This window comes from Desulfococcus sp., assembly GCF_050178255.1.
Taxonomy (GTDB): domain Bacteria; phylum Desulfobacterota; class Desulfobacteria; order Desulfobacterales; family Desulfococcaceae; genus Desulfococcus; species Desulfococcus multivorans.
Genome location: NZ_JBFXGG010000028.1, coordinates 16,055 through 39,690 on the forward strand (window position 1 = coordinate 16,055; position 23,636 = coordinate 39,690).

The 23,636-nt window shown below is 58.4% G+C and carries 20 protein-coding genes and 1 tRNA gene; 11 read left to right on the top strand and 10 right to left on the bottom strand.

The annotated features are described in order from the left end of the window. Positions 1-62: 62 nt before the first annotated feature. Both cydC and cydD read right to left on the bottom strand, forming a co-directional pair. Positions 63-1,844: a thiol reductant ABC exporter subunit CydC gene (gene cydC / locus AB7S84_RS07645; protein WP_020876494.1), complete on the bottom strand. Its 1,782-nt coding sequence runs from the start codon at positions 1,842-1,844 to the stop codon at positions 63-65. Beyond that, positions 1,841-3,628, bottom strand: a complete 1,788-nt coding sequence (cydD, locus tag AB7S84_RS07650) for a heme ABC transporter permease/ATP-binding protein CydD (protein WP_020876493.1) — start codon at positions 3,626-3,628, stop codon at positions 1,841-1,843. The genes cydC and cydD overlap by 4 nt, the downstream gene beginning before the upstream one ends. 195 nt (positions 3,629-3,823) lie before the next feature. On the opposite strand from cydD, the gene AB7S84_RS07655 reads away from it, so the two are divergent. Genes AB7S84_RS07655 through AB7S84_RS07680 form a run of 6 tightly spaced genes read left to right on the top strand, consistent with a single transcriptional unit; the run spans position 3,824 to position 10,184 of the window. Continuing rightward, positions 3,824-4,810: an NAD(P)H-dependent flavin oxidoreductase gene (locus tag AB7S84_RS07655; protein ID WP_428153747.1), complete on the top strand. Its 987-nt coding sequence runs from the start codon at positions 3,824-3,826 to the stop codon at positions 4,808-4,810. Beyond that, a complete protein-coding gene (locus tag AB7S84_RS07660) occupies positions 4,807-5,604 on the top strand; it encodes an outer membrane lipoprotein-sorting protein (protein ID WP_020876491.1) in 798 nt (265 codons plus the stop codon). The genes AB7S84_RS07655 and AB7S84_RS07660 overlap by 4 nt, the downstream gene beginning before the upstream one ends. Before the next feature lie 23 nt (positions 5,605-5,627). Beyond that, positions 5,628-6,854 (top strand): ABC transporter permease, encoded by a 1,227-nt coding sequence (locus AB7S84_RS07665; protein ID WP_428153749.1) that lies wholly within the window; start codon positions 5,628-5,630, stop codon positions 6,852-6,854. A gap of 21 nt (positions 6,855-6,875) precedes the next feature. Continuing rightward, positions 6,876-8,096, top strand: a complete 1,221-nt coding sequence (locus tag AB7S84_RS07670; RefSeq protein WP_020876489.1) for an ABC transporter permease — start codon at positions 6,876-6,878, stop codon at positions 8,094-8,096. Positions 8,097-8,134: 38 nt separating this feature from the next. After that, complete coding sequence (locus AB7S84_RS07675; protein ID WP_428153754.1) at positions 8,135-8,818, top strand: ABC transporter ATP-binding protein; 684 nt, start codon at positions 8,135-8,137, stop codon at positions 8,816-8,818. Next, on the top strand, positions 8,805-10,184 hold the full coding sequence (locus tag AB7S84_RS07680; RefSeq protein ID WP_428153756.1) for a hypothetical protein: 1,380 nt from the start codon (positions 8,805-8,807) through the stop codon (positions 10,182-10,184). The genes AB7S84_RS07675 and AB7S84_RS07680 overlap by 14 nt, the downstream gene beginning before the upstream one ends. Positions 10,185-10,205: 21 nt before the next feature. On the opposite strand, the gene AB7S84_RS07685 is transcribed toward AB7S84_RS07680, so the two are convergent. From AB7S84_RS07685 to AB7S84_RS07695, 3 genes are read right to left on the bottom strand one after another with little or no spacing between them, the layout of a single operon-like run. Further along, positions 10,206-10,886, bottom strand: coding sequence for a hypothetical protein (locus tag AB7S84_RS07685; protein WP_020876486.1), 681 nt, complete (start codon positions 10,884-10,886; stop codon positions 10,206-10,208). Beyond that, a complete protein-coding gene (locus AB7S84_RS07690; protein WP_428153758.1) occupies positions 10,876-12,795 on the bottom strand; it encodes a molybdopterin-dependent oxidoreductase in 1,920 nt (639 codons plus the stop codon). The genes AB7S84_RS07685 and AB7S84_RS07690 overlap by 11 nt, the downstream gene beginning before the upstream one ends. Then, positions 12,792-13,421 carry a YkgJ family cysteine cluster protein gene (locus tag AB7S84_RS07695; protein ID WP_020876484.1) on the bottom strand — a complete coding sequence of 210 codons (630 nt, stop codon included), beginning with the start codon at positions 13,419-13,421 and terminating at the stop codon, positions 12,792-12,794. The genes AB7S84_RS07690 and AB7S84_RS07695 overlap by 4 nt, the downstream gene beginning before the upstream one ends. Positions 13,422-13,733: 312 nt before the next feature. On the opposite strand from AB7S84_RS07695, the gene AB7S84_RS07700 reads away from it, so the two are divergent. Together AB7S84_RS07700 and AB7S84_RS07705 are read left to right on the top strand one after the other, a co-directional pair. Continuing rightward, complete coding sequence (locus AB7S84_RS07700) at positions 13,734-14,597, top strand: NUDIX hydrolase (RefSeq protein WP_020876483.1); 864 nt, start codon at positions 13,734-13,736, stop codon at positions 14,595-14,597. Between the two features lie 50 nt (positions 14,598-14,647). Then, complete coding sequence (locus AB7S84_RS07705; protein ID WP_428153761.1) at positions 14,648-15,493, top strand: metallophosphoesterase family protein; 846 nt, start codon at positions 14,648-14,650, stop codon at positions 15,491-15,493. Between the two features lie 24 nt (positions 15,494-15,517). On the opposite strand, the gene AB7S84_RS07710 is transcribed toward AB7S84_RS07705, so the two are convergent. The 5 genes from AB7S84_RS07710 to AB7S84_RS07730 all read right to left on the bottom strand — a co-directional run bounded on the left by AB7S84_RS07710 (position 15,518) and on the right by AB7S84_RS07730 (position 19,510). Beyond that, complete coding sequence (locus AB7S84_RS07710; protein ID WP_020876481.1) at positions 15,518-16,132, bottom strand: TlpA family protein disulfide reductase; 615 nt, start codon at positions 16,130-16,132, stop codon at positions 15,518-15,520. Between the two features lie 47 nt (positions 16,133-16,179). Beyond that, on the bottom strand, positions 16,180-16,785 hold the full coding sequence (locus AB7S84_RS07715) for a PqiC family protein (protein ID WP_428153764.1): 606 nt from the start codon (positions 16,783-16,785) through the stop codon (positions 16,180-16,182). Continuing rightward, positions 16,782-17,879, bottom strand: a complete 1,098-nt coding sequence (locus AB7S84_RS07720) for an MlaD family protein (RefSeq protein ID WP_020876479.1) — start codon at positions 17,877-17,879, stop codon at positions 16,782-16,784. The genes AB7S84_RS07715 and AB7S84_RS07720 overlap by 4 nt, the downstream gene beginning before the upstream one ends. 47 nt (positions 17,880-17,926) lie before the next feature. After that, on the bottom strand, positions 17,927-19,066 hold the full coding sequence (locus AB7S84_RS07725) for an ABC transporter permease (RefSeq protein ID WP_020876478.1): 1,140 nt from the start codon (positions 19,064-19,066) through the stop codon (positions 17,927-17,929). A 368-nt stretch (positions 19,067-19,434) separates the two neighbouring features. After that, positions 19,435-19,510, bottom strand: a tRNA-Ala gene (locus tag AB7S84_RS07730). A gap of 290 nt (positions 19,511-19,800) precedes the next feature. Here AB7S84_RS07730 and AB7S84_RS07735 point away from each other — a divergent pair. From AB7S84_RS07735 to AB7S84_RS07745, 3 genes are all read left to right on the top strand, one after another. Next, positions 19,801-21,693 (top strand): SurA N-terminal domain-containing protein, encoded by a 1,893-nt coding sequence (locus AB7S84_RS07735; RefSeq protein WP_428153767.1) that lies wholly within the window; start codon positions 19,801-19,803, stop codon positions 21,691-21,693. 320 nt (positions 21,694-22,013) lie between these two features. After that, complete coding sequence (gene amrA, locus AB7S84_RS07740; RefSeq protein WP_040414847.1) at positions 22,014-22,589, top strand: AmmeMemoRadiSam system protein A; 576 nt, start codon at positions 22,014-22,016, stop codon at positions 22,587-22,589. Between the two features lie 232 nt (positions 22,590-22,821). After that, positions 22,822-23,568 (top strand): DUF6125 family protein, encoded by a 747-nt coding sequence (locus AB7S84_RS07745; protein ID WP_070962269.1) that lies wholly within the window; start codon positions 22,822-22,824, stop codon positions 23,566-23,568. Positions 23,569-23,636 lie beyond the last annotated feature (68 nt).

Sequence of the window (23,636 nt, forward strand, 5' to 3'; positions counted from 1 at the left end):
CGGGCTTTCACTCTGAAACCTGATAAAAGGTTAGGGGTGAATAAAATAAAATCAGACCCTTGTCAAAAGGAAAAGTCAAGAAAGCGCTTTCCGACGATGCGTCCCTTGTCCAGCATCACCACGATATCAGAGGAAACGGCCTTTCCCTGAAGGCCGGGGTGCCTCGTACGACCGGGTGTATCGCCGGTTGCCGTTTCAGAGCGCATGAGAGTCCAGAGCGATAGTCGATGGGTGATCACGATGAGCGTTTTCCCGCGGATGTGTCGGTAAAGGGATGCCGTCATCTCGGCTTCGGTGACGGTGTCGAGACCCTCGGTCGCTTCATCCAACACCCAGATGGGAGCGTCGTGGAGCACGGCTCTCGCCACCGAGAGTCGTCGGGCCTGTCCGCCCGAAAGCTCACGGCCTCCTTCGCCGACCCACGTGTCGAGACCTTCGGGGAGGGCCTCCACGACATCGAGCAACTTCGCGACTGCAAGTGCCGTTTTCATCTCCACTTCGGAGGCATCCTTTCGTGCGATCCGCAGATTATCCCGAATGCTGGCGTTGAACAGGTGGGGCTGTTGCGGCACGACCGAAACGAGCCTTCTCAGATCCGTCTCGCTATATGAGCGGATATCCCGTCCTCCGATGAGAATCCGGCCTTTCGTAGGATCCCAGAACCGGACGAGAAGATTGACGAGAGTGGTCTTTCCCGCTCCGGTCTCCCCCAGTACGACGACCCTGCCGCCTTCGGGGATGTGAAGGGAGAAATTATCCAGGGCGGGCGGGGCATCCGCTGCGTATTGGAACCCGACCGCTTCGAAGGTGAGGTCGAAGGATTGGGGAAGGGCTCCCGAAGCCGCCGGGAAACGGACGGCGACCGGGGTATGGACGATTTCCAAAAGGCGAGCCGCCGCTTTTTGAGTCCGTCCCAGAAACTGGTATGCGGCGGGAAGGGGCACGACCCCCTCGAAGGCCGCAAGCGTCGCCATGACGGCCAGGGTCAGCCGGGGACCGTCCATCCATTGTTGCAGGACGTCGCCGGATCCCAGCCAAAGCACGATCCCGACGGTCAGTCCGGAGATGAGGGTCATGAGTGCTCCGGAAAACCCCCGGATGTGGCTCATGCGCCTTTGATCGTCTATCAGCTTTCGGTTTTCTTCCCGAAGATCGTTAAGGTAGCGGGCTGAAGCCCCGAAGACGATCATGTCGGGGGCGCCCTGGATGCCGTCGACGATCCGGGTGCGCAGCCGGGCGACGCGAGCCGTCATACTGCTTCCAGTGTCGGCTCCCAGACGCCCCGACAGGACGGGGATCCCGAAGCCGGCGGCGACAAGGCCCGAACCGGCGACAAACGCGATCCATGGATCGAAGGGCAAAAGGAAGAGCGGCAGTGCCGCGGCCAGGATCAGGGCCACGACGCTGGGCTGGATCACTCTCAAATACAGATTGTCCAGAGCGTCGATGTCCGAAACGATGCGGCTGAGAAGGTCGCCGCTTCGGAAGCCCCCGAGAGGTCCCGGGCCGATGGGCTCGATCCGGCCGTAGAACCAGACGCGCAGTTGTTCGAGAATTCGGAACGTGGCGTCATGGGAGACGATGCGGTCGCCGTACCGTCCCAGGGTCCGGGCAAAGGCGAAGATGCGCACGCCGATGCTGGGGAAAAAAAAATTGAAGAGATGCGCACTTCCGGAAGAGAGCCCGGCATAGGCTGCGGCAGAGATGAACCAGCCTGAGAGGGCAAGCAGACCGACGCTGGAAGCGACGGTAACGAGCCCCAGGAGTGTGCCCAGTGCCATTCTTCCCCACTGGGACCTGAAACGACGGATGAACGGCGTGAGTTCCTTGAACATGCGATTCATGACCGATCTTCCTGCCCCGTCTCCCGTACAAATCGCTCGAAAGAGCCGTTCAAGGCCGTCAGACCGGCGTAACTGCCTTTCTCGACGATACGGCCCCCGGCCATGACGATGATCTGGTCGGTTTTTTTCAGGGCGGCGATACGATGGGTCGCCATCAGGACTGTGCGCATTTCGGTCAGGCGCTCCAGGGTGGCCATTACCATACGTTCATTGTCCGGGTCGAGTCCGGCCGTGGGCTCGTCCATTATCCAGACGGGGGCGTCCTTCAGGATAGCCCTGGCCAGGGCGACCCGCTGAGCCTGACCCCTGGAGATGCCGGCACCCCTTTCGCCGACGGGCATCTCGAGACCCATCGGCATGCGGTCGGTGAATTCCAGAACCCGGGCGCCTTTGGCGGCCAGTTGAATCTCCTCGTCGGACGCGCCGGGACGTCCCATGCGGATATTCTCACGGATTGTCCCGTGAAAGAGGACCGGTTGCTGTCCGATCCAGGCGACATGGCGGTACCAGTTCTCGAGAGGGATGTCCCGGAGAGATCGCCCGTTGATGCGGATGTCCCCTCGGTCGGGAGAAAGAAATCCCAGAATAAGATGGAGCAGCGTCGTCTTGCCGGCACCGCTGGCGCCGACGACGGCAATTTTTTCGCCGGGTGCAAGGATGAGGTTGATGCCGGTGAGGGCATGTCGCCGGCCGTTGTCATAGGCCAGGTGGAGATCATGGCATTCAATCCGGATCGGGGCGTTTGATTGAAAGGCGGAAGCACGGGCATTCCGACGGGGCAATGGCCGTTGAAGCAGCGCCAGGATCGCTTCGGCAGCGCCGACCGCGTCGGCCCGGGCGTGGTAGTGGGTGCCCAATTCGCGGAGGGGCATGTAAAACTCCGGAGCGAGCAGCAGAATGAAAAGGCCGCCGGCAAGGGTCAGCGGCTCACCGTAAGTCCCGAAATCGACGTATCCGAGATATCGCATGCCCAAAAAGACGGCTGTAAGCGCTATGGAAAGCGCGCTGAAGAACTCGAGGACCGCTGAAGAGACAAAGGCGATGCGGAGGACTGCCATGGTCCGTTGCCGGAATTCGGTGGAGATCCGGGCGATATTCTGTTTTTCATCCCGGCTTCGGTTGAATAGTTTGAGGGTGGGAAGCCCCTGGAGAATATCGAGAAAATGAGCGCTCATGCGGGCGAGGGCTTTGAAATGGCGGCGGCTGATGTTTTCAGCCCCCATGCCCACCAGGATCATGAATATCGGAATCATGGGTGCCGACATCATGAGAAGGCCTCCTGCCGCCCAACTCACGGGAAAAACAACGGCCAGAATCGTGAGGGGGACGGCGACGGCGAGGACCATCTGAGGCAGGTAATGCGAAAAAAAGTTATGGAGGCTTTCCACCTGCTCCATGGCGACGGCCGCCAGAGCACCGGTGTGTCGGCGATCCATGAAGGCCGGTCCCGGTGCGATCAGATGGGTCATGATCGATAATCGCACCGTTTCACGGACCTTGGCGCCGGCACGGAAGCCTGCAGCCTCCCGGAGCCAGGACAGCACGGCCCGGGCGATGACGGCGGCGCCGAGTCCCCAGAACAGCGGCGCCGTCTCCCTCGCGCCGAGCCCGGACATGCAGGTCCCGTGAACGATATGGGCGATGCAATAAGCCTGGACAATGAGCGGACCGCTTCCGGCAAGCCCAAGAGCCACCGACAGCGCGATCCACCTCCGGGCGGATCGGGCCTGGCTCGCCAACCACCTGAGAATGTCTTTTTTCTTCGGATTTGTTTCTTGAATCATGTCCCCTGTTCGATTATGATCCATTATGAATGCTATGGATATCAGACAATCTTCGGTTCTGTAAAGATCCGGGTTCGTCGGGTTCGCCGAATTCTCGCCGCCCGTCCACGCCGACGCTTAACGGATCCGGCGTTGGGTGCCGGCAGGTTACGGCGGCGCAGCGGCTCGACCGAACCGTGCCGAGAGGAGATGTTCATGACGACGTCGAACCGCGTTTGCCGGATGTTCGGCATCCGGTACCCCCTGATTCAGGCCGGAATGGTCTGGTGTGCACCATGGCAGCTCGCATCCGCGGTCTCCAACGCCGGAGGCTTGGGCATCATCGGGGCGGCTTCCATGCACGCCGACGTCCTGGCGGAACATATCGCCAAGTGCCAAAGCGCCACGACTCGGCCTTTCGGGGTGAACCTGCCCTTGCTGTACCCGGATCTGGATGATCATATCGAGCGGATTCTGGCCGGTGGAGTCCCTATTGTCTTCACTTCCGCGGGGAATCCCGGAAAATATACCCGAATGCTCAAAGTCCACGGCGTGACGGTCGTTCACGTGGTCTCCAGCGCGGTTTTCGCCCGAAAGGCCGAGGACGCCGGCGTCGATGCGGTGGTGGCGGAAGGGTTCGAGGCCGGTGGTCACAACGGCCGGGAGGAAACCACCACCCTTTGCCTGGTGCCGCAGGTGGTTGCGGACGTCGACATTCCCGTCATCGCGGCGGGGGGCATCGGTACCGGCAGGGCTATGCTGGCGGCCATGGTGTTGGGTGCCGAAGGGGTTCAGATCGGCAGCCGGTTTGTGGCCTCCGAAGAGTCCTCGGCCCATCCGGCCTTCAAGCGGAAAGTCGTCGACACCGCCGAGGGGGGAACGGTCCTTACGCTCAAGGAGCTGGCGCCGGTTCGGCTGATCCGAAATTCCTTTTATGCATCTGTCCAAAAAGCCTATGCCGACGGGGCATCCGTGGAGACCCTCAGGGCGTTTCTGGGGAAGGGACGCGCAAAGCGGGGTATGTTCGAGGGGGACCTCGATGAAGGGGAACTGGAGATCGGTCAGGTTGCCGCCCAGATTCACGAGATTTTGCCGGCGTCCCGAATCGTGGAGGAGATCATCGGGGAATTCCGGACCCTGATGGAAGCCTTCAAGGCAGGGCCTCACGGACGCTTCGGTTTTGGAGGGGACCCGTGTCAATGATATCGACGATCGGACTGAAAGTTCAGGTGCCATGGTCAACCCTTTGGCGGATGTTTCCGGGATGCCTGGTCCTACTCTGGATCGGCCTGGCGACGGCGTCGGCCGGGGACGACGGCGCCCGCATCGTTCGGGAGGCCTTCAACTACATGCGGGGGAAATCTTCGGCGGCGACGGTGGAAATGATCATCCATCGGCCCGACTGGGAGCGCCGCATGACCCTTCGGGGGTGGACCCAAGGGGAGACGGACAGCCTTTTCCGGATCGTGGCACCACCCCGGGACAGCGGCAACGGCACCCTCAAGAAGGGCGGCGAGATGTGGACCTACAATCCCAAGGTCAACCGGGTCATCAAGTTGCCGCCCTCCATGATGTCTCAATCCTGGATGGGATCGGACTTCTCCAACAACGATCTGGCCAAATCCGACAGCCTGCTTCACGATTACGACCATTACCTCGAGGGCACCGAGCGGATCGAAGGAAAAACCGTTTATGTCGTCCGGTCCGAACCCTTGCCGCGGGCACCGGTTATCTGGGGGATGCAGCGCCTCAGGATCCGCGAGGACTACGTGCTACTGGAGCAGGTTTTTTACGACGAAGACCTGAAGCCCGTCAAACATCTCGTTTCAAAGGATATCCAGATGATGGGGGGGCGATTGGTCCCCAGGCGCATGATCATGCGGAAGGTTGACGATCCGGGCGCTTACACGGCCGTCGAATACCGGGAAATCGAGTTCCTCGACAGTCTGCCCGACAGCCTTTTCACCATTACCGCTCTTAAGACCGCGAGACGATAGGCAGCGTGAGGGCGCATCTGAAAATGGCGTGGCGGAATGTCTGGCGGAACCGTCGTCGCTCGCTGCTGACCATGGCGGCCATTGCTTTTGCGTGTGCATTGCTGGTCTTCATGCTCTCCTTTCAATTCGGCTCCTACGAGGCCATGATCAATGCCGCCGTCAAGGTCCACACCGGCTATTTTCAGATTCAGGCTCCGGGGTATCAGGATAAACGGGAGATCCGGCTGGTCGTGGCGGATCCGGAAGCAGTGGCCCGGCTTATAGATGCCGTCCCCGAAGTGACGGCTTACACCTTCAGGGCCAATGCTTTTTCCCTTGCAGCCTCCAACGATCGGACCTACGGTATCTCGGTGACGGGAATTGATCCCGTCCGGGAGTTCAACGTGTCGAGTTTGAAGACCCTGGTGCGCGACGGTGTCTTCCTCTCCCCTGGAGACGGTCCCGAGGCGCTGGTCGGGGCGCTTCTGGCCAAAAATCTCCGGGTGGGCATCGGCGATCCGATCACCCTCCTGGGACAGGGCCGGGACGGTTCCATTGCTGCAACCGTCGTGACGGTCAAGGGTATTTTCGCGTCGGGCCAGGACGACTTCGATCGCAACGCCCTCTATATCCCGCTTGGCTATTTTCAGGAACTCTATGCAATGAGGGGCGCGGTGCATGAGATCGTGGGAATGACGTCCTCCATCTGGGCGGTACCGGCGGTGGAGCGGCGGTTGAAACAGGAACTCGAGCGCCTTGACCGGGACAAAAACGGACCGCTTGCCATCCTCGACTGGAAGGCCCTGATGCCCGGGCTGGCCCAGGGCATCTATCTGGACCTCGTTAGCGGGCTGATTTTCTACCTTCTGCTCATTGTCGTGGTGGCTTTCAGCATCATGAACACCTTCCTCATGGCCATTTTCGAGCGGACCCGCGAGTTCGGTGTTCTCATGGCCATCGGCACTACAACCGGGCGGTTGACCCGCCTCCTCCTCACGGAATCCATGATGATGACCTTTGTCGGCATGGGCGCCGGGATGCTTCTGGGGAGTTTGGTGACCCTCTATTACCAAATCGTTGGGATCGATTTCGGCGGTGCTTCCGAGATCCTGAAGCAGTATGGCATTCCCGGCCGGATGTATCCCATCCTGACGGTGCCTTCGCTCGTGATCGGGCCGTTTCTGGTCTGTTTCATCACCTTCTGGGCGGCGCTCTGGCCGGCTTTGCGGGTACGGCGTCTCACGCCGGTGAAGGCCATGCACTATGCTTAGAGGAAGAAAGGCGGGCGGATAATGATGTTTCGGCTGGCCTGGCGGAACCTCTGGCGAAATCCCCGGCGGACGGTCGTCATCCTCACTGCCGTCTGTGTCGGGGTTTTCGGCATGATTTTCATCGCCGCCCTCATGCAAGGCGTGGGCGACCAGATGGTTCGCAACAGCATCGCTACCCTGGTGGGCAGCCTGCAGGTCCATCATCGCGGCTACCGGGAGGATCCGGTGGTGGAGAATACCATGACGGACCCGGCCGAGCCGGCGGCGGCACTGGCGGCGGTCCTGCCGCCGGGAGCGCGATGGAGCCGGCGGGTCCGGGTCAACGCCGTCGCCGGCAACGCCCGCCATTCAGCCGGCGTGACATTGGTGGGGATCGAACCGGATCGCGAGGGGGGAGTCTCCTTCATCGGTTCGGCGGTGGTCGAAGGGCGACCTCTGGGCCCCGGAGATCCATACGGCATCATTGTGGGGCGGGCCCTCGTGGAAAAATTCGAGACCCGCATCGGGCGGAAGCTGGTGCTGATGTCCCAGGCCGCCGATCGGGATATCGCCTCAAGGGCTTTCACCATCGTGGGTGTTTTTCGTGCGGAGTTGGCCGCCACGGAAAAGCAGTTCGTCTTCGTCTCCCTGGCGGCCGCCCAGGAAATGCTGAAGGTGGATAAAGGGGTTTCCGAAATCGCCGTTCTCCTGCCTGACGGCGCGGACCCGGGGCCGACGGCTGACGCACTGAAGGCAGCGCTGCCGGAACGTTACGAGATTCATACCTGGCGGGAGCTTTTGCCGATGCTTACGGCCTACATCGATATGAACGAAGGCTTTACCGTGGTCTGGTACCTGGTGGTTTTTATCGCCATGGGATTTGGCATCGTGAACACCCTGCTCATGGCGGTTTTCGAGCGCATGCGGGAATTCGGCCTGCTCCGGGCTCTTGGCATGAAGCCCGGAGGGATCGTGCGGGGGGTATTGATCGAATCCGCTCTTCTTCTGATTCTGGGAACCGCGGCGGGAAATGGGGCGGCTTTTCTATCCGTGGCAGCCCTGGCGGAGAACGGCATCAACCTCTCCGCCTTTGCTGCAGGAGTGGAGTACGCGGGGATGCCCAGGGTGATCTATCCGGCGTTTTCCTGGACGAGCGTCTTGGAGGCCAATCTGACGGTATGGGTGCTGGGGCTTGCCGTAAGTCTCTATCCCGCGCTCAAGGCGTCCGGAATTACGCCGGTGGCGGCCATGGCGCGTGTCTGAAGCTTGTAGACTGAAGATAAAGGGGAGGGGCGTCGCCCATGGAGATGGTGAAGTGCAGGGGGGTCGTCAAGACCTACCGGCAGGGAAAGATAACGGTTTCCGCCCTGCGGGGGATCGATCTGTCGGTGGAAAAGGGGGAATTCATGGCCCTTGCCGGACCTTCGGGGTCCGGCAAGACCACGCTTCTCAATCTTATCGGCGGTCTGGACGCGCCCGATGCCGGGGAGATCGTCGTGGACGGGCGTCATTTCGATCGGATGAACGCCGCCGATCTTGCCGAACTTCGACTTCGACGGATCGGGTTCGTTTTCCAGGCCTACAACCTGATCCCGGTCCTGTCAGCCCTCGAAAACGTGGAGTATGTGATGCTCCTTCAGGGGCTTCCCCATAAGGAGCGGCGGGAGAGGGCCCGCTCCATACTGGACGAGGTGGGTCTTGACGGTCTCTACGACCGGCGGCCGGCCGAGCTCTCGGGAGGCCAGCAGCAGCGGGTGGCCGTGGCCCGGGCTATCGTCTCGGACCCGGCCATCGTTCTGGCGGACGAACCCACCGCCAACCTTGATTCCATGACGGGGATCGGCCTCCTTGAGATCATGAAAGACATGAACGAGAGAAAGTTGGTGACGTTTATCTTCTCAACCCACGACGACCGGGTGATGGCGCGGGCCCGGCGGCTGGTGATGATTCGGGACGGCCGGGTAGCCGAAGATGTCCGGAAATGACGCGATGCGGATTCGACGGAGGCAAGCCGTGGCCGTCTTGTCGATTTTGACGGTCGTCTGGCTCTGCATCGGAATTCCGGGCGGCCGATGGATCCCGGCAGCCTATGGACGTTCGACATCCGGTGATATGCCTTCCGAAGGGCTTTCCCCGGAGTGGGGAGGGCACCTGCGGCTCCGTGGCGGACTCACCCGCCCGGACGACCAAAGTCTTTATCAATGGGTGGGGACGGGTACCTATGAGGACGGTTCAGCGGAACTCCGGCTCAAGCACCAGATCTTTCTGGGGGAGTGGGGGCATTTCGAAACCCATTACGAAGCCGTTGCCGTGGGCGGAGATACCTGGGAAAAGGGGCGCGATCTCCTGCGGCTCACCAACGTCCGGTTACCGGATGGCCTCTTCGTGTCTCAATCCGGGCCCCTGTCCGACGATCGTCGGCTCATGGACCTCACTCATGTGATCCACGACGGCGCAGAGGGAGCTTTCTATCATCGCCTCGATCGGCTTTTCCTGGCTCTCGAGCGGTCCTGGGGAAACGTCCGGCTCGGTCGTCAAGCCGTGACCTGGGGGAACGGCATGATCTTCAACCCCATGGATCTCTTCAATCCGTTCGCTCCGACCGACGTTGTCCGGGACTACAAAGTAGGGGACGATATGGCGATTTTTACCCGGCAGTTGGGCGAGAACGGCGATTTGCAGGTGATCGGGGTGCCGCGACGCAATCCTGAAAACAGGGCGGTGGAATGGGGTGAATCCGCAGTGGGGGCCAAGGTGCGCATTCCCTCGGGAACGACCGAATGGACGTTTCTGCTTGCCGAAAACCACGACAATGCCGTAATCGGTGTCGGTGCGGTCGGTTATGCCGGCAGTGCGGCCTGGCGGGTGGATGCCGTCTGGACGGCGCTTCCCGCCGAAAGCCCGTCGGGAGGCTATCTTTCCGGAGCGGCTAATGTCGACGTCTCGTGGACCTGGTGGGATAAAAACTTTTATGGATTTCTGGAAATGTACTATAACGGGCTGGGGGAGACCGACTATTCGGCGGTGGGCGAAAATTCCGATCTCGCGGCGGCCTTGGCCCGGGGTGAGCTGTTTACTTTGGGGCGACTCTACCTGGCACCCCACGTCGGGGTGGAATTCCATCCGCTCGTCAACGCCTATCTGACCTTCATCAACAATCTGGAGGATCCTTCGGGTGTTATCCAGCCTCGCTGCGTATGGAGCGCTGCCGAGGACGTGGAGATCATGGCCGGCGCGACCCTTTACTGGGGCGGGCCGGGGACCGAGTTCGGCGGGTTCCCCATCCCCGGGACGGCAGCACGTGCCGTACCGGCCGACAGTGCCTATCTGTGGTTGACCTGGTATTATTGAGGTGATGAGGTACCGGCGGAATCAGCGGAGCGCGTTCAGCACCTCCGCCGCCAGCCGTCGCTTCAGGATCCTCGGCGGATAGCGTCTATAGATTTGGCGGGTGGCGGGATCATATTCCTGGATGTACAGCCGTCGGACGGGGCGGCCGTAAACCGTAATCATCATGTTGGGGTCGGACCCAGGGTTGCCGGTCTGGTGGATGCCGGACGCCAGGGGACGGGTTACGGTGACCTCTCCGGCGGAGTGGATCCGGTGGTCGATCATCTCGATTCTCGCATATTCGGGGCGGCCGCCACGGCCGTCATCTCTCGCTTGGATATCGCTTTCCACAAGACGGTATCGGACGACGCCCAGGCTTCCCGAGGGCACTCCGGAAACGCCCCAGCCATTGTGGTCGTGGATGACCGTGTATTCGCCTCCCCCATGAAAATAGACGCGAAGGGAATATCGCCCGCGCGCGTCCAGATAGAGCAGGATTTCATTTTCGAAAAAACCGGCCTTCCGGGTGTCGGGATAGGGACGACCCGCTCGAATCTCTTCAAGGAGAGTGCGCACCAGCGGTCTGTCCAGGAGAAGGCGGGGCAGGGCCGTTTGGAAATAAGCGATACGGGTGACTTCTTCGGTGAGGCCGTCGATCTCCTCTGACCACCTTCTGCAGTAGACCATCAGCCGGTCATGGAGAGACCGTTCGCTATATGCCATTTTCAAGCCTGACGTATTGGTCGTAAAAGGCCGCTCCGCCGCCGATGTCGGTCAACTCGGCGGCGACCAGTTGATTGGCGCCCCCGCCCACCTTCATCCAATCCCCCCGACGGTAGACGACGGCTCCGGGATGAAGGCCCGAGAGCAGGTGCAGAGAAACGCGCAACCGCCCCAGAGGCGAAACAACGTCCACCGGCTTCTCCATGTCGAGGGTTTTCAGGTTTGGGCAGTGGGGAGAGATCCACACCCTGGGCGGCATCTCCTGATCTTCCGGAAGTAGTTGGGAGTGGATCGCGTTGCGTCGCACCAGGGTCAGGAACCGCAGGGGGAATGCGTCCGGCGGGTCGGGCTCGTCGTGGAGGTTCGCGGGGAGTCTGGCCTTGCCGTCGGGATGGTCGAAAATCATACCGGTATAGGCGATGTCGGGTTTCTGGGCCCGCAGGGTGCCCTTCGACCGGAGGGTCGTCCAGTCGCCGTGGATCAGCGGGGAGTCGAGGGCCTGCTCGAAACAGGTTTCGGCAGACGGCAGGAAGATGGGCGGCAAGAGCCGGTTACCCAGCCCGGAGATGATCTCGTAATCGGATCGGGCTTCGCCCGGTGGCTTGAGCACGGCGGGCACATGTTGAACATAATCGTGGAGAAAAGAGCCGATCACGTCCTCCTGTTCGAGCATCAGAGCAGCGGGGAGGATGAGATCGGCGCGTTCCGCCGTGTCGTTCATGAAAGCGTCCACCACCACTTTGAAAGGCACTGATGCAAAGGCCCGGATGATCTCACGGCTGTCCGGACCCTGGTTTACGATGTTGACGCCGTTGACCCAGATCATCCGGATGGGCGGATCGGCTGCGAGAATCTCCCGACCGACAACGGCCATTGGAAAGGCCCGACGCGATTTTCCCGCCGGATCCCGGGTCCATTCCAGATTGAAATTTCCGAGGGAGTGGAGATGGAAGTAGCTTCCACCACCTTTTCGGCCCATGTTGCCGGACAGGAGCGCCAGCGCATTGATGAACCGAACGTTCTCTCCACCCCGCCTGTATCGTTGGAGCCCCGCCCCGATGATGGTCGCCGTCGGGCCATTGGACGTGTAAAACCGGAAGAGGGCGTCGACGTCCCTGGAAGTGACGTCGCAGCGTTCCAACAGACGGTCTTCGGAAAATGTTGAGAGGGTTTTCGAAAATCGCGGAAAATTCCGGATGCGTAAGAGGATCGCTTCTGGAATCAGGTCCGCGTCGATGAAACGTTTGGCGACAGCCGCCGCCAAAAATCTGTCCGAACCCGGCCGGATGCGGATGAAGACGTCGGAGAAGGCTTCGTTGCCGTCGCCTCCCGGTGAGATGCTGAGCACTTTCGCGCCGCACTTTCGTGCGTTTCGAATGATGGCCGACATGTGGATCGAACTCCGGGAGAAATCCTTCCCCCAGTTGACGATCCGCCCGGCATTCATCAGGTCCTCGATGGTATTGTTTTTTCTGGATCCGAAGTCATGGATGCAGGCGATGAAGCCCGCGGCGTCGCACAGGGATCCCCGGGTTCGGGTGGCGCCCAGGCGAGCGAAAAAGAGTTTGGTCGTCTGCTTGAGCACCCCTTTGGCGCCGTCGCTCATGATGTGCAGGATCGATGCCGGCTCATGGCGGAGGGCGTTGATGGATTTTGCGCATCGGTCCAGGGCCTCATCCCAGCTGATGGCCTGCCAACCGTTTCCACGGCGCAACAGGGGGCGGGTAATGCGATCCGGGGATTGGCGTCGTCGGAGGTGATGCCTGATTTTTCTGCAGATGAAACCGGCTGTGAATGGGTGGTCCGGATTGCCCCGAAGGCGGACGCCCCCGTCGGGATGCCGGGTGACGATCATGGAGCAGGCATCCGGACAGTCCATGGTGCAGGCGGTGATGATATCGTCCGTCATGTTGTTTCCCCGGGGCACTGTGTGGGGATGGTCGGGAGCGGTTTCCCGAAGGCCGTGAAACGGTTGATCACGATACCGTGGGCTTTACCGAATTCCATGATTTCCGGCGGGTCGAATCCACCGGAGAGATACAGCTTCCGGAATCGCGGCATATCCAGAAGCTGAAGAATGTGGCTGATGTGCCCTGAATACCCGGTGTTATCCAACCGTTGAAGCGCCGCTACCGCGGTTTCGGAAAGGACAGCGGCCTCTCGGTGGAGAACGGGGCCGTCAGCGCTGCAGGTTTTCACCGAATAGAGGCGCCGGCAACTGAAGGGACGGACAGCGTAGACGGCGCAAGTCTGGTCCGCGGCGAGAAAGGGACAGGGAACGAGGGCCCCCGGCGTTTTGGCGCGTCGGTTTGCGTCAAGAGCCTTTTTCAGACGGAGCCGATGTTTCTGGGGCAGCGTGAGCAGGTGGTTTCGGATGACCATGCCCTCCAGCGTGGTGATATCGACATTGCCCACCGTTGTGCAGCAGAAGGCGCAGCCAGCCCTGCAGACCGCGAAAGCCTTGTAGCCGGAGACGGCTTTTTCAAAATCGTCGTAGATGTCTTGAAGCTGTTTTACCAGCGCGGTAAGATGCATGATGAGCGACAGTTCTCTTTTCGGATGGCAACCCGGTGGTCGGCGATACGTCGAATTCGGGGCCGGCATCAAGGTTCTGGGACTGTGGATGTCGGATTGGATATCACAAGTCCGCCGGCTTTTCAATTTTCAATCTCGGCGTACACTGAAAGTTATTGTGGAAACAGACGTGGGTGATTATAGTGTATGGTATTCAATTTCCGATGTTCCGGATGGTAGCCGGAAAGGCGATGCCGGCCGGCGCGGCCGAGTTCAGTCGCGTCGGCCTCTGATCACCGGAAGCTGGGTATCGTATCGAGGCCGGGAGATAACATGAATCTTGAACATCACGTCGTTTCGCCTCCCGTCGACAAACGGGAATTGCTCGATGATCCCGGCAGGCTGTTGGGGCATATTTCTCGTCGACTTTTCAACATCAGCCGAAAAGACTATGTCCAGGGCAGGGCCGCGTTGAGACCGGAATCGACATCGTCGGCAGTGCTGCTGCTGATTGGGTCCCAATGCGGAGAGAACGGCCCGGGACCCTGTCTCATCCTCAACAAACGCTCCGACAAGGTCCGACAGCCGGGGGACATCTGTTGCCCGGGCGGGGGCATCACGCCGGCTCTGGATGGGGTGCTCTCGAAAATGCTGACCCTCCCCGGCATGCCGCTGAAGAGATGGGCCTATTGGCCTCGATGGCAGGACGAAAACGGTGCCAACGACAGGGCCGTGTCCCTTCTTCTGGCTACAGGCCTCCGGGAGGGATTCGAGGAGATGCGCCTGAACCCCATGGCATTCCGGTTTCTCGGACCCATGCCGCCGTCATGCCTGAGACTGTTTCGTCGGAAAATCTATCCCATGGTGGGATGGATTTCGCGTCAGCAGCGCTTCCGTCCCAATCGGGAGGTCGACAGAATTATCCATGTTCCTCTGGAATGGTTTTGGGAAAAAGAGCGATACGCCAATTACCATGTCTCTTTTTCCCCCCGTATCCAAGGGCGGGGCAATCGAGAATCTGACGATTTTCCGTGTTTCATGTTCGAAAGTGAAGGCCGCCGGGAACTGCTTTGGGGCGTGACCTATCGCATCATCATGAAATTCATGGCGTCCGTTTTCGAGATCCACCCGCCGGATCCGGCGCGGTTGCCGGTCATTTCCGGCAGGCTGCGGAGGAGCTATATCACAGGCAAATGAAGATCCTTTATACATCTGATATTCACGCCGATCCCGGCCATTTACAGGCGATGTTCGAAACGGCTTCGGCAGCCGAAGTCGACGCTGTTGTCATCGGCGGCGACGTCATTCCCCACCACCTCCCCCGCTGGGACGCCCTCGGTCCTCTTGAAGCGCAAACGGCTTATATCCGCCAGGTGATGATCCCGGCGTTTACCCTCTTTCGCGAAAAGCGGCCTATCCCTATCTATCTCGATCTGGGAAACGACGATTGGGTATGGGGACGCAGGCTGCTCTCTCCCCATGACGGCACGCTTTTCCATTTGCTGCACATGCGGCGTCATCGGTTCGGTTCGGGGAACGTCCCTGTCGAAATCGATATCATCGGTTACATGTGCGTGCCGCCAACCCCCTTCAACCGGAAAGACTGGGAAAAGCCGGACGCCCCCGGATGGTTTTACCCTCCCGAGAACCGTGTTCAGCTGAACGGGTATATTTCCAGTGAAGGACACCTTGAAAATCATACCCTGGACATGGATGCCCAGGATACTATTGCGACCGACCTGGATCGGCTGTCGGCCCGGATTCGGAGGCCTTTTATTTTCGTTTCCCATTCTCCGCCGTACGGCACCCCCCTTGACGTTATCGAAAGCGGTCTTCAGGTGGGCAGTATCAGTATCCGTCGGTTCATCGAACACTGGGCCGACAAAGGCCTTTTGCTGGCATCCCTGCATGGGCACATCCATGAATCACCCCGCCGGTCCGGCGCCGTTCACACCTGTATCGGCGGGGCCGTTTGTATGAATCCGGGACAAAACAACGGGCCCGGCGCTCGATTGCGATACGTTCTCTTCGAGGTACTGAAGACGGCGTCCGGCGGCGGGAAAATTCAGATCCTCCAGGAGCCCGGAGAGTGAAGCCGGCGTTCTCCGACACCTTTTTCATGACGGATTTCCGGCCAGATCCCGGAGGTAATCCAGGAAAGCGGGAGTATCCCACTTGGCTGCCCCCATATGCTTGAATCGGATTCCGCCCTTACGGTCTAAAACAAACGTTGCGGGATAGGCCTTGACACGGAAGGCATCCAACAGCGGGTTCCGGGCGATGTAAACCGGGAAATCATAATCCCGCCGCGCCATGAACGTTCGGACGCTTTCGGCATCCTCGGTGGTGACCAGCAGAAGGACAATGCCGTCGCTATCCGCCGTCATTCTGTGGAGCCGCTGGATGTCGGGCAACTCGGCGATACACGGCGGACACCAGCTCGCCCAGAAGTTGAGGAAGACAACCTTTCCCTTGAGGGTGGACAGCGCCTTTTCCGTTCCATCCAGATCGGTTACGGCACCGTTGTAGTCAAACGTGTCCAGGTCTGTCGTTTTGGATGCCGACGGCAGCGGCGGGGCCGGCAGCGGCACACTCTCGGATCCGTCTTTGCCGACCACGATCTTATAAAGGGCGTATGCGCCGATCACGAGACAGGCCAGTGTGATGGCGGTGATGGTCAGCGTACTGACGGCAAAGGGTTTTTCGGCGGCGCTGTCATTTTTCCGAGGCATGGGGGCTCCTTGCTGTTTTTAATGGAACGTGATCGGGCCCAACCGGATCAGAGACGCTCAATCTTCACAATAGCGTCGGCGATTTCCCCGCTGAGTTCCGAGAGAAGCTCGCTTTCGGCCTGAACCAGGGCGGCGTAATCGCCTCCGGTGGCCGACCTTCGGAGGGTTGACTTACGGGTTGCGACCGGGGTTCGTCCCGTGTTTTCAAAGATCGTCCACTGGGCTTCCAGGTCGGCATGAGCCCCCAACTGAGCATCGAATCGGATGATGTCGATAACGACTTGATACCGGATCGATAAATTGCTTTTCCAGGGAAACACAAATATATGATCCGATGCCAGGAGGGTGGATAGATTTTCGGCGATTACCCGAGGAATGGCGTATTTAAGGGTGCCGGCCCATTTGTCTAATTCTGCCAGGTGAAGTTCATGGGGGCTTTTGCGAACGACAATCTGAGGCCGATCAAGATAGTCCGGTAGATTGACCGGGCCGATGCCGACGGCCGAATTGTCGACGATCTTGGGAATACGGTCTTTGCTGTCGGAAAGGGCGCTCAGTGTGTAAAAACGTGTCGATGCGGTCCGAACACATCCTGCGGCACAGAACACCATCAGCGCAAAAACCACGAATGGCAGGGGAGGTCGTCGTTTCATGGGTATTGAGCTTCTCCTTTCCCCCGGATCAGGGCTTCGGGGTGGCGTTCGAGGTAGTCGGCGAATGTGCGTACGGCGCGGGCCGCCTCTGACAGTTCGTCCAGGGTGCTGTAAAGTTTATATCCCATTACGGTATCATTGGAAGCGATCCCTTTGACCGCAGAGAGACTCTCTTCCATCTGTTTCAGCGCGGCGCGGGTGGATACCAGGGTCTCTGCAAAGCTTTCGGTTATCGGGCGCACCTGGGTGTTGATGTTTTCCATGAGACGCTCGGTGCTCCGGGCCGTTCGACGGGTGTATTCCAGGGTTCCGTCAAGTCTGGCGCCGACGGACTCGAGTGTTTCATCCATGTCATTCACGAGACGGCGGATATCCTTCAGGGTCTGGCCTGCTGTATCCATGGTTCCCGGAAGTTTCTGGTTAAGGTCTATGACCAACGCTTCGATATGGGTCATGGTCTGGGTGAAGGATCCAACGGCTTTTTTCATTTCTTCGGAATGCAGCATCTCCTCCATGGCTTCGAGGGAACTGATGGCCTTGGCGACCATGGTTTCAAAAGGCAGCTGTTTCAGGGTTTTCTGCAACCGTTCGATCTCTGATGGGATGGTGGGCAGCTCCACATACTCCTGGCCGCCGAAGGCGACCTTCTCGCCCGGCACATGCGGCGGGGCGTTGGGATGAAAATCGAAATCAACCGAGAGAAGCCCCGTCAAAATACTTTGCATTCGGAGTTGGGCGCGAAGCCCCATGTCGACGAGTTTGAGCATGATGTTCCGCCGTTTTTCATCCGGGATGTAGCCGTTCATCATGCGGATCTGGCTTTGGTCGATCTCGATGAAGACCGGAATCCGCAGGGACATGTCCTGCGCGTCAAAATTCAGGACGACGCTGGTGACTGAACCGATCTTGACCCCTCGGAAAGTCACGGGCGCGCCGGGTCTGAGGTTGGCCACGTCACCCTGGAAGTAGAGGACGAAGGTCTGGGTCTCCCGGAAAAATTTTCCGGACCCGAAGACGAGGACCCCGAGGGTGATCAGAAGGATCGCCCCCAGGACGAAAATGCCGATGAGGGTCGGATTGGTTTTGGCTTTCATAGCAGAGCTGTTGTCCTTAACCGCCGATGAGGTTGACATTGAGGGGACTACATCCCGATAAAATTGAAGATGATCGTGAGAATGGCGTCCGAAACAATGATGAACACGATGGCGGTGACGACGGCGGAAGTTGCCGCCACGCCCACGGCCGATGAACTCCGACCACACTGTACGCCTCTGAGACACCCTGCCAGGGCGACGATCACCCCGAAGACGACGCTCTTGATGAGGCCCACCGTGAAATGGACAAGGGGAACCGCTTCACGGGTTTGCAGCAGATACGCCGACGCATTGATGTCCAGCACCGTCACCGCCACAATGGCACCCCCGGCGATTCCCATGAGGTTCGCATACAGGCAGAGGAGCGGCATCATCAGCATCAGGGCCAGAAGTCTCGGCAGAACCAGGAACTCCATGGATGATATGCCAAGGGTCGTGAGCGCGTCGATCTCCTCGTTGACCTGCATGGTGCCAAGCTCCGCTGCGAAGGCTGCTCCGGTTCTGCCCGCCATGATGACAGCCGACATCATGGCCCCCATCTCCCGGGCCATGCCGAGACCGACGAGGTCCGCCACATAGATTTCAGCGCCGAACATCTCCAGTTGAATCGCCCCGACAAAAGCCAGGATGAGTCCGACCAGAATGCTGATAAGGCTGACGATGGAAAACGCTCCCGGACCGCAGTCCTGAATGATCTCGACGAAATCCGACCGCCGAAAGCGGGCCCGTCCTTGCAGGAGTCGAAAAAAGGCAAGGGACGCTGCGCCGATAAAATCGACCATTTCGCGAGCGGATGTCGCGGCGGACAGTGCATTTTTCCCGATGCGCTCGAGGAACGCGGAGCGTCGCTCTTCCCGGCGAGCTCCCTTGCGTTCGGGAACGGCGGTGGCCAAGGAGATCAGACCCTGAACGCCCTTGGGCAGATGAGACAGATCCGTCCGAATATGTCGCTGTTCAAGCACCTGGGTCACCTTCAGGATGAAACTGAGCAGGCTGCTGTCCCATGCGACGACGGCGCCTCCATTCAGAATCACCCGTTCCACGGGGTGTCGAGCAATTTCATCGAGGACGGCATCTGCCGACGGCAGACCGTTCTTTATATCCCAGTGCCCGCTTAGCTTAATCTCGATGGTACTGTCTTCCGGGGAGACGATTTCGATTTTTGCGGTGGTGTTTTCTGGCCTCATGTGAGTGTCCGTTCGGCAAAACAAATAGAGATGAAAAAAGACCTCAAACAATCTTAATATTGCCGAATTTATTAAACTTTTTATAATTACTTCATATCGGATCCGATTGCAACATAATAATCATTCAACTTTCGACTTTCATGATGGTAATGGGAAAGCGGTGTTGGGAGGATACGGCCGAGCCCATTCAGTAGCGAGTATAATGCCGTTTAAGCACCGCGGCGGATCAGGGACCGGGACTGTTTGAGCGCAAGCGAGTTTCCGGGCCGTCCGGAGCAGGCTTTAACGGCACTTGAGTGAAAAGATGGATACGGAAATAAAAAAGGCCCGGCGTTTTATGATTGCCAAGGCCTTTTTCTTTAATTTTTTGGTGGAGCTGAGGGGGCTCGAACCCCTGGCCTCATGACTGCCAGTCATGCGCTCTCCCAGCTGAGCTACAGCCCCAAAAGGTGGGGAGGATTTAGCAAAAACTTGTTGGTGTGTCAATACTAATTTTTTCTGATTTCATTTTTTTTCTAAGGAGGGAACGCCTTGGCGGGAAGAGAATTGTTGACAAAAAAGGTAATAACCAATAAAATAAAGTCTTTTTATATCCAAACATATTGACTCGACCTTCGACCGCCGATATCCGGTCTTGTCGAGGGTGTTGGTTACCCGCTGACGGCGTTGGGTGTCGGTGGGTGATACGTCGCCGGTAAATCGTGGGAATACCACATGAACGAGGTGGGAAAAACATGCTCAAGTTAATGCGGGAGAAAGCGGGTAGTTGGTTTATTAAAGTGATCCTGGGCGCGATCGTCGTCGTCTTTGTTTTCTGGGGGGTGGGCAATTTTCGTTCGGGACGGTTGGAAAAAGTGGCCGTTGTGAACGAGACGCCCATTACGGTCGAGGCTTACAACCAGTCCTATAATGCGCTCATCGAGCGGTATCGAAGTCAGTTCGGCGCACAATTCAATGAGGACATGATCCGAATGTTCGGGCTCAAAAGGCAGGCCCTCGATCAGTTGATCAATCAGATTCTTATGCTCCAGGAGGCTGAAAAACTCAATTTCCGTGTAACGGACGATGAACTGGCCGCAGTCATCCAGGCCATACCCGCCTTTCAGAATAATGGCGCCTTCGACAACCGTATCTACACCCGGGTTTTGAACATGAATCGGCTGACGCCGGAGGCGTTCGAAAAAGACCAGCGGGAAGCCATCCGGATCGACAAGCTGAGGCGGTTCATCACGGACAACGTCAAGGTTTCGGATCAGGAAGCTTTGGACTGGTATCTCTGGGAAAACGCCGCCGTCAACATCGCATACGTGGTTTTTGAACCGGATCGATATCAGGATATCGATGTGACGGATGAAGCGGTGCGGCAATATTTTGACGCTCACCAGAGCAACTACAAGACGGAACCCAAGATCAAGGCTCAATATATCTATTTCGATCCCCAAAAATTTATGGACGGCGTCACGGTGACGGATGACGACGTCAAGGCCTATTTCGAGGAGCATCCAGATGAATTTGCGGTGCAGAAAACGGTCAAGGCGCGACACATCCTGTTCAGGCTTGAAAATGACAGCTCCCCGGAAGAGGTGGCGACACAACGGAAAAAAGCCGAGACGGTTCTGGCGCTGGCCAGGGAGGGACAGGATTTTGGTGAGCTCGCCAAAACCTACTCCGAGGATCCCGGCAAGGATCGCGGGGGTGATCTGGGAACGTTTACGCGGGAGACCATGGTCAAGCCCTTTGCGGATCAGGCCTTTTCAATGAAGGCCGGCGAGATCAGCGATCCCGTTCGCACCCAGTTTGGGTGGCACATCATCAAGGTTGAAGCGGTCAACGAGGCTTACCAAAAGACCCTGGACGAGGTGGATGAAGAGATTATACAAAAAATAACGGAAGAAAGGGCGAAGGCGACGGCCTACGAGCATGCCGAATCGATCTATGACGCCGCATACGAGGGGGATGATTTGAAAACGGCGGCGGAAGGCAAAGCGGGCGACGTAAAAGAGACGGATTGGTTTACCCTGACAAAAGGGCCTGCCGGCGTCAATGATCCGACGCGCTTTGCCCGGACCGCCTTTGAACTGTCCGACATGCAAATCAGCGACATTCAAGAATACAGTGATGGATACTATCTGATTCAAACTCTGAAGAGAACGCCCGAGGCGGTTGCGCCCTTCGACGATGTACGGGAGAGGGTGAAAGCCGATCTTCTCGACAACCGTCGATCGGAAAAGGCCTTAGCGGATGCCCAGATCTTTTTGGCCGCTCTCAGGGAGGGCGCGGTCATTACGGAAGAGGCCGCCAAAATGGAGTTGAGCGTCAAGGAAACTGGATTTTTCAAGCGCAACGAGACGATACCGGAAATCGGCCGATCCATGGAGATCACCACGGCCGCTTTTGAATTGTCGAAAAATGCGCCGTTGCCCGAGGCACCTATCGAAGGGCCGAGCGGGCGTTACGTGATAAAATTTGTGGACCGGCGGACCCCGGACCCGGATGCTTTCGAACCCGAGAAAACCACGGTAAAGGCAAAACTGCGGCAGCAGAAACAGATGCGGGTTTTTGGCGACTGGTTGGCTCAGGTCAGAAAAAACAGCGACATCACCGTCAACTCGGAGATGGTTGAATGATAAGAATCCCATATCGCAGCCGAAGGGGAGCCCGGGATGCCGCCGGGATATCGTGACGTGGCGGCACCGAGCTTGACAAGACTATCCGTCGTGAAGAGATGCCCGTATTGTTCCGCCAACCTGAAAAACAGCGAGACCCGTTGTTTTTCGTGCAATCGCAAGGTCGGTGAGTCCGACCGGCACGGCATCGCGAAAAAGCCCTTTGACTGGAAGGGGTACGGTATGAGCCTTCTGGCAACTGTTGCTTTTATCGGGTTTATGTGGTGGGCATTTTTCCGAAAATAAGGCATGGTTGGGAATGTGAGGTGGAGATGGATCATATGAAGGGGTTGACGGACGACGAAAAGCGAACCTTGCTGGCGGTGGCGCGCGCGGCCATCGTGTCGAAGCTCCATTCAAAAGAAGCGACGTCCCGGCCGGAGGCGCCTTCTCCCCCGCTTGGGCAACTGAGGGGGTGCTTTGTCTCTCTTCATAAGAAACGAGCGCTCCGGGGATGCATCGGCATCATCGAACCGATCGCGCCACTGATCGACGGCATTCATGAAAATGCCCTTAACGCGGCATTCCGGGATCCGCGATTTTCAGCGGTGGAGGAAAAGGAACTCGGGGAAATCGAAATTGAAATCAGTGTGCTGACCCCGCCGCAGCCTTTGGTATTTTCGAACCCAGAGGCGCTTCTGGCACAGCTGAAGCCCGGGGTTCACGGCGTAATTCTGTCCAAGGGTGGACGTCGTTCAACTTTTCTTCCCCAGGTCTGGCACCAGTTACCGGAAAAGGAACGGTTTCTGGAGCATTTGTGCCTCAAAGCGGGGATGAAGGGTGACTGCTGGAAGGATGCCGCCGTCAAGGTTCATGTCTACGAGGTGGAGTCCTTTTCAGAGTCAGACCTATCGTGAATGACCGCTATAGAGTTGTTTTTTATAACGATTTCAACTTTCAACTTTCATGACGATGACCGGCACCGGCCTGTGAAACTCGAAAGTTGAGTAACGATGATCCCGATTATACCTATAGGGAGTCCGGACGGCGGATCAACGTCGTCCTTTCGGATCCTGCAATCTTCATATCGGACCGGGGGCGGACGGTTATACGTCCCATGCGGCCGAATTTTTGAGCAAGGAGGAAAAAATGGACATCGAGGAGATGGTGGCACAGGCGGATAACGAGGCGTTGGTGAAATTGGTGATGGATGCCTTCCGCCGGATTGTCGTCCACTATGGCGCCTGGTTTGCGGAGGTGGAACACCAGATTGGCATGGCCAACGCTCTTGAGGTTGAAAAAGAGGTATGGGATGCCAGTCTCGGGAACCAGATGACCCGTCTGGGTAAGACCCTTGGATTTTCTGTGGAAAACGGCGTTCCAACAGCGTTGAGATCCCTGCCCAGGGAAACACTGGTCGACCTGATCGAGAAGATCGGTATCAACTGGCTGGCCAACGACGGCATCTGGTTTCAGGCGGTCGAGAAAAAATTCGGGATGATCGACGCCAAGCGCTGCAACGATACCTGCTGGACCCGCTACTCTCCATATGAGGCGTCGCGGATCAAGAATCTGCTGGATCTGCCGGAAAAAGGCGGCATCCCGGCTCTCAAAAAAGCGCTGACATGCCGCATGTACGCCTTTATCAATAAATACACGATTGAGGACGTCGATGATAACAGCATCGTTTTTCAGATGAACGAATGCCGGGTCCAGGCGGCGCGCAAGCGAAAGGGTCTTCCGGATTATCCCTGCAAGTCTGCGGGGCTGGTGGAGTATCCCTATTTTGCCAGGACCATCGATCCCCGCATCGAGACCGAGTGCATAGGGTGCCCGCCGGATGAGCATCCCGGGAACTGGTATTGTGCCTGGCGATTTTGGATATCCGGAGATTGAGGCGATTTTAGTGCGGGGTGATCGGATTTTTGTGTGTAGGAGATCAAAAAGGTGTTGACACGGGGCCG

Excerpts from the sequence above, each read along its gene's own strand:
- AB7S84_RS07660 (WP_020876491.1), top strand. The coding sequence starts at position 4,807 with ATGATATCGACGATCGGACTGAAAGTTCAGGTGCCATGGTCAACCCTT.
- AB7S84_RS07710 (WP_020876481.1), bottom strand. The coding sequence starts at position 16,132 with ATGCCTCGGAAAAATGACAGCGCCGCCGAAAAACCCTTTGCCGTCAGT.
- amrA (WP_040414847.1), top strand. The coding sequence starts at position 22,014 with ATGAAGGGGTTGACGGACGACGAAAAGCGAACCTTGCTGGCGGTGGCG.
- AB7S84_RS07690 (WP_428153758.1), bottom strand. The coding sequence starts at position 12,795 with ATGACGGACGATATCATCACCGCCTGCACCATGGACTGTCCGGATGCC.
- cydD (WP_020876493.1), bottom strand. The coding sequence starts at position 3,628 with ATGATTCAAGAAACAAATCCGAAGAAAAAAGACATTCTCAGGTGGTTG.
- AB7S84_RS07720 (WP_020876479.1), bottom strand. The coding sequence starts at position 17,879 with ATGAAAGCCAAAACCAATCCGACCCTCATCGGCATTTTCGTCCTGGGG.
- AB7S84_RS07675 (WP_428153754.1), top strand. The coding sequence starts at position 8,135 with ATGGAGATGGTGAAGTGCAGGGGGGTCGTCAAGACCTACCGGCAGGGA.
- AB7S84_RS07665 (WP_428153749.1), top strand. The coding sequence starts at position 5,628 with ATGGCGTGGCGGAATGTCTGGCGGAACCGTCGTCGCTCGCTGCTGACC.
- AB7S84_RS07735 (WP_428153767.1), top strand. The coding sequence starts at position 19,801 with ATGCTCAAGTTAATGCGGGAGAAAGCGGGTAGTTGGTTTATTAAAGTG.
- AB7S84_RS07685 (WP_020876486.1), bottom strand. The coding sequence starts at position 10,886 with ATGGCATATAGCGAACGGTCTCTCCATGACCGGCTGATGGTCTACTGC.
- cydC (WP_020876494.1), bottom strand. The coding sequence starts at position 1,844 with ATGAATCGCATGTTCAAGGAACTCACGCCGTTCATCCGTCGTTTCAGG.
- AB7S84_RS07715 (WP_428153764.1), bottom strand. The coding sequence starts at position 16,785 with ATGAAACGACGACCTCCCCTGCCATTCGTGGTTTTTGCGCTGATGGTG.
- AB7S84_RS07705 (WP_428153761.1), top strand. The coding sequence starts at position 14,648 with ATGTTCGAAACGGCTTCGGCAGCCGAAGTCGACGCTGTTGTCATCGGC.
- AB7S84_RS07725 (WP_020876478.1), bottom strand. The coding sequence starts at position 19,066 with ATGAGGCCAGAAAACACCACCGCAAAAATCGAAATCGTCTCCCCGGAA.
- AB7S84_RS07695 (WP_020876484.1), bottom strand. The coding sequence starts at position 13,421 with ATGCATCTTACCGCGCTGGTAAAACAGCTTCAAGACATCTACGACGAT.
- AB7S84_RS07745 (WP_070962269.1), top strand. The coding sequence starts at position 22,822 with ATGGACATCGAGGAGATGGTGGCACAGGCGGATAACGAGGCGTTGGTG.
- AB7S84_RS07680 (WP_428153756.1), top strand. The coding sequence starts at position 8,805 with ATGTCCGGAAATGACGCGATGCGGATTCGACGGAGGCAAGCCGTGGCC.
- AB7S84_RS07655 (WP_428153747.1), top strand. The coding sequence starts at position 3,824 with ATGACGACGTCGAACCGCGTTTGCCGGATGTTCGGCATCCGGTACCCC.
- AB7S84_RS07670 (WP_020876489.1), top strand. The coding sequence starts at position 6,876 with ATGATGTTTCGGCTGGCCTGGCGGAACCTCTGGCGAAATCCCCGGCGG.
- AB7S84_RS07700 (WP_020876483.1), top strand. The coding sequence starts at position 13,734 with ATGAATCTTGAACATCACGTCGTTTCGCCTCCCGTCGACAAACGGGAA.